Origin of the sequence: Paracoccus binzhouensis (genome assembly GCF_016446475.1) — a bacterium.
Lineage (GTDB): Bacteria > Pseudomonadota > Alphaproteobacteria > Rhodobacterales > Rhodobacteraceae > Paracoccus > Paracoccus binzhouensis.
This window is the reverse complement of the sequence record NZ_JAEHFP010000183.1, coordinates 1-4,789: the sequence shown is the minus strand read 5'-3', so window position 1 is coordinate 4,789 and position 4,789 is coordinate 1. Positions and strand designations below refer to the sequence as shown.

The following is a 4,789-nucleotide window of genomic DNA, read 5'->3' as shown; positions in this document are numbered from 1 at the left end:
CGTCGCGCCCGGCCGTGACCAGCATATGCGCCAGCCGCGGATGCAGCGGCAGCGGCGCCAGACGCCGGCCGTGCGGGGTTATGCGGTTGCCCGCGTCCAGCGCGCCGAGGTCGCGCAGCAGCGCCCGCGCCTCGGAGAGCGCAGCCTCGGGCGGCGGGGTCAGGAAGGCCAGGTCGCGCCCGTCCGAGCCCCAGATCGCCAGCTCCAGCGCCAGCCCGGCCAGGTCGGCCACGGCGATCTCGGGCGGGGCGAAGGCGGGCAGCGCCCCCTCCTCGGCCCGCGCCCACATGCGATAGCAGATGCCCGGCGCCACCCGGCCGGCACGGCCGCGGCGCTGCTCGGCCTCGGCACGACTGACGCGCTCGGTCACCAGCCGCGACATGCCCGAGCCGGGGTCGAAGCGCGCCCGCCGCGCCCGGCCGGCATCGACCACCACCTTCACGTCGGGAATGGTCAGCGAGGTTTCCGCGATCGCAGTCGCCAGCACGATCCGCCGCCCGCCGCCCGCGGGCTGCAGGGCCGCGCGCTGCGCCTTGAAATCCATGGCGCCGTAAAGCGGCAGCACCTCGGCCGGGACGTCCAGCATGGCCTGGACGCGGCGGATCTCGCCCTCGCCCGGCAGGAAGGCCAGGATGGTGCCGCCGATGTCGCGCGTCGCCGCCTCGGCCTGGGTGATCAGCCGCGCGGCCTCGGGGACCAGCCGGGCGCCCGCGGGCAGGGGGCGGTCCAGCCATCGCGTCTCGACCGGAAAGGCCCGACCTTCCGAGCGGATCACCGACGCGCCCTCCATCAGCGCCGCGACAGGCTCGGCATCCAGCGTCGCCGACATCACCAGCAGCGCCAGGTCGGGCCGCAGCGCCTGGCGCGCCTCCCATGTCAGGGCCAGGCCCAGGTCGGCGTTCAGGCTGCGCTCGTGGAATTCATCGAAGATCACGCAGCCGACACCCGAAAGCTCGGGGTCGGACTGGATCATCCGGGTCAGGATGCCCTCGGTCACCACCTCGATGCGGGCGCCCGGCACCGCCTCGCCGCGGATGCGATAGCCGACGGTGCGGCCCAGGGGCTCGCCCAGCGTCTCGGCCATGCGCTCGGCCGCGGCGCGGGCGGCAAGGCGGCGCGGCTCCAGCATGGTGATGCGGCCGGGGATGACGGGCAGCAGCGCCAGGGGCACACGGGTGGTCTTGCCGGCGCCGGGCGGCGCCATCAGCACGGCGCGGCCATGCGCGGCCAGCGCGGCGGTCAGGTCGGGCAATACGGCGTCGATGGGCAGCTGCATCCCCGCCTTATGGCAAAGCGCCGTCGGGGCGAAAAGAGGTGCCCCTACACATCCGCCGCCGGCCTGCCTATCTTGACCCGACCAAAGCGAGGGACGGAATGGGTATCGCCGACGATCTGATGCAGGGCCTGGGCATCTCGGACCCGGTGATCCGGCTGGGGGTGACCGGGCTGTCGCGGGCCGGCAAGACCGTGTTCATCACCTCTCTGGTCGCAAATCTGCTCGACCGCGGCCGCATGGCGGCGCTGCGGGCCGCCGCCGACGGCTCGCTGAAAGCCGCCTGGCTGCAGCCGCAGCCCGACGACACCGTGCCGCGCTTCGATTACGAACGGCATCTGGCGGCGATGACCGGCCCCGACCCGCATTGGCCCGAGGGCACGCGCCATGTCAGCCAGCTGCGCCTGTCGCTGCGCATCCAGCCGCGCGGGCTAATCGCCGGCTGGCGCGGCCAGCAGGTGCTGCATCTCGACATCGTGGACTATCCGGGCGAGTGGCTCTTGGACCTGCGGCTGATGGAGAAGGATTTCGACCAATGGTCGCAGGAGGTGCTGGCGCGCATGGAACGCCGCCCCGGCGCCGGGGATTTCCGGGCCGCGCTGGCCGCCACCGACCCGGCCCGCTTTGACGAGACGGCGGCACAGGCGCTGGCCGCGGCCTATACGAGGCACCTGCATCTGGCGCGCGAGGCGGGCTGGTCGGACTGCACACCCGGCCGTTTCCTGATGCCCGGGGAACTGGACGGCTCACCGGCGCTGACCTTCACGCCCCTGCCGCCCGAGATGCGGGCGACGCCCCTGGGCCGGGAATTCGCCCGCCGCTTCGGGGCCTACAAGGCGCGGGTGGTGAAGCCGTTCTTCCGCGACCATTTCGCCCGCATCGACCGGCAGGTGGTGCTGATGGACGTGCTGGGCGCCATCCATGCCGGCCCGCCGGCGGTCGAGGACATGCGCCGCGCCATGGCCGACATCCTGACCGCCTTCCGTCCCGGCCGGGCCGGCTGGCTGGCGCAGCTTCTGGGCGCGCGCCGGGTGGGGCGCATCCTGTTCGCCGCCACCAAGGCCGACCACCTGCACCACATCCAGCACCCGCGCCTGACCGCGATCACCGCCGCCATGCTGCGCGAGGCCCGCGACCGCGCCGATTTCTCGGGCGCGCGCACCGAGGCCATGTCCATCGCCTCGCTGCGCACCACCACCGAGGAGATGATCCGAGAGGCAGGCGAGGACCTGCCCGCGGTGCGCGGCACGCTGATGGACGGGCGGCAGGCGGCCTTCTATCCGGGCGATCTGCCGGCCAACCCGGCCGAGCTGCTGGTGCCGGCCAGCCAGGGCGCGACGCGCTGGCTGGACGGCGATTATGCGATCATGGATTTCGCCCCGGCCCCCGGCACGCTGCGGCCGGGCGACGGGCCGCCGCATATCCGGCTGGACCGCGCGGCCGAGTTCCTGATCGGCGACAGGCTATAGGAGGGCGCCATGGCTGAACCCCCGAAACGCCGCGGCCCGGTGCTGCTGGAAATGGGCGCGCCACCGCCCGCCCCCGAGGCCGGCCGCCCCGAGCCAGCCCCAGGCGAACCGACCCCGGACGAATCGGCCCCGCCCCCGGACGAACCAGGCCGTCCCGACCGGCGCGACCGCAAGGCGCCGCGGGCCGAGTGGCGCCAGGGCGAGGCCGCGCCCTCGCCCACCGATGCGCCGATGATCGACGATGGCGACGCCCCGCCGCTGCCGCAGCCGCGCACCATGCAGCTGGTGGCGCGGCTGGTCGGGCGGGGACCGTCGCGGCTGACGCGCTTCTTCCTCAATACCGGGGTGGCGCTGTTCACCTTTCTGCTGTCCGTGGCGGCGCTGCGCTATCTGACCGACCTGCTGAACAGCTACCCGTTGCTCGGCTGGATCGGCATCGCGCTGATGGTGCTGTTCTGCCTGGCCGCCCTGGGGATGGCCTTTCGCGAATATCGCGCCTGGTCGCGCTTTGCCGCCATCGACGGCATCAACCGCGCGGCGGGGGCGGCGCTGGCCTCGGGCGACCTCATGGCGGCGCAGCATGTGGTCGATCGGATGGAGAGCCTCTATCGCGCCCGGCCCGAGCTGGAATGGGGCCTGACCCGGCTGCGCGAGCGCAGGGCGGAGGCCTATGACGCCGGGACGCTGATCGCCCTGGCCGAGACCGAGCTGCTGGCGCCGCTGGACCTCGAGGCGCGGCGCGAGATCGAGGCCGCCGCCCGCACCGTCGCCGCTGCCACCGCGCTGATCCCGCTGGCGCTGGCCGACGTCATCGCGGCGCTGGCGGCGAACCTGCGCATGATCCGCCGCATGGCCGAGATCTATGGCGGCCGCGCCGGCGCCGTCGGCGGCTGGCGGCTGGCACGCACGGTGATGACGCATCTGGTCGCCACCGGCGCCGTCGCGGCCGGCGACGACCTGATCCATACCGTCGCCGGCGGCGGCCTGCTGGCGAAGGTCTCGAAACGCTTCGGCGAGGGGGTGGTGAACGGCGCCCTGACCGCCCGCGTCGGCATCGCGGCGATGGAGGTCTGCCGGCCGCTGCCCTTCATCCACCAGCCGCGGCCGCGGGTCGGCAACCTGATCGCACGGGGGCTGAAGGGGCTGTTCGGCGAGGACGAGGCGAAATAGGCGCGGGCTGCGCGGTGGCAGGACTATTCAGGAAACGGTGAAAGCGGCCGGCGCCGGGCTGTGTCGCGGTTTTTTGGGTATTTGGGGAGCAAAGAAGATGCGGTCTGGCCGGATCCGGCCTATGAATCGGGCATGAGATCGCGCCGTTTCGCCCTGTCGCTGATGGCTGCCGTCCTGGTCCTGGGCATCGGGGCCGGGGCGCGGGACCGTTTCGACGCCTGGGTCGATGCGACCGCCCTGCCGCGGCTGGAGGTGCCGGTCGGGGTCGAGGTGGTGGCGCGGGACGGCACGCTGCTGCGCGCCTTCCAGGTCGCGGAGGGGCGCTGGCGGCTGGATGCCGGGCCGGTCGATCCGCTGTTTCTCGACATGCTGATGCTTTGGGAGGACCGGCGGTTTCCTCGCCATGCCGGCGTCGATGCGCGGGCGCTGCTGCGCGCCGGCTGGCAGGCGCTGCGGCATGGGCGGGTGGTCTCGGGCGGCTCGACCCTGACCATGCAGGTGGCGCGGCTGATCGAGGCGGGGCCGACCGGGCAATGGGCCGGCAAGGCGCGGCAGATGCGGCTGGCCCTGGCCTTGGAGCGGCGGCTGGGCAAGCGCGGGATCCTGGCGCTTTACCTGCGCCTTGCCCCCTATGGCGCCAATGTCGAGGGCATCCGGGCGGCCAGCCTGCAATGGTTCGGCAAGGAGCCGCGGCGCCTGTCGCCCGCCCAGGCGGCGCTGCTGGTGGCGCTGCCGCAATCGCCCGAGGGCCGGCGGCCGGACCGTTTCCCCGAGGCGGCCAGGGCGGCACGGGACCGGGTGCTGGCCCGGGCGGCGCGGACCGGGTTGATCTCCGACGCCGATGCGCGGGCGGCGATGGAGGAGCCGGTCCCGCGGG

The 4,789-nt window shown here is 73.7% G+C and carries 4 protein-coding genes; 3 read left to right on the top strand and 1 reads right to left on the bottom strand.

Annotated features, from left to right (window positions below):
- The coding region (hrpB, locus tag I9P22_RS23135; RefSeq protein ID WP_199262493.1) for an ATP-dependent helicase HrpB at positions 1-1,276 on the bottom strand (1,276 nt) is incomplete at its 3' end.
- A gap of 98 nt (positions 1,277-1,374) precedes the next feature.
- Between hrpB and I9P22_RS23130 the strand changes: the two genes are divergently transcribed.
- The 3 genes from I9P22_RS23130 to I9P22_RS23120 form a co-directional block, all read left to right on the top strand.
- Positions 1,375-2,742 (top strand): YcjX family GTP-binding protein, encoded by a 1,368-nt coding sequence (locus I9P22_RS23130; RefSeq protein ID WP_199262491.1) that lies wholly within the window; start codon positions 1,375-1,377, stop codon positions 2,740-2,742.
- A 9-nt stretch (positions 2,743-2,751) separates the two neighbouring features.
- The gene (locus tag I9P22_RS23125; protein ID WP_199262489.1) at positions 2,752-3,912 is read left to right on the top strand and encodes a YcjF family protein; all 1,161 of its coding nucleotides are present in this window, start codon (positions 2,752-2,754) and stop codon (positions 3,910-3,912) included.
- A gap of 132 nt (positions 3,913-4,044) precedes the next feature.
- Positions 4,045-4,789: transglycosylase domain-containing protein (locus I9P22_RS23120; RefSeq protein WP_199262488.1), on the top strand; the 745-nt coding region annotated here is incomplete at its 3' end.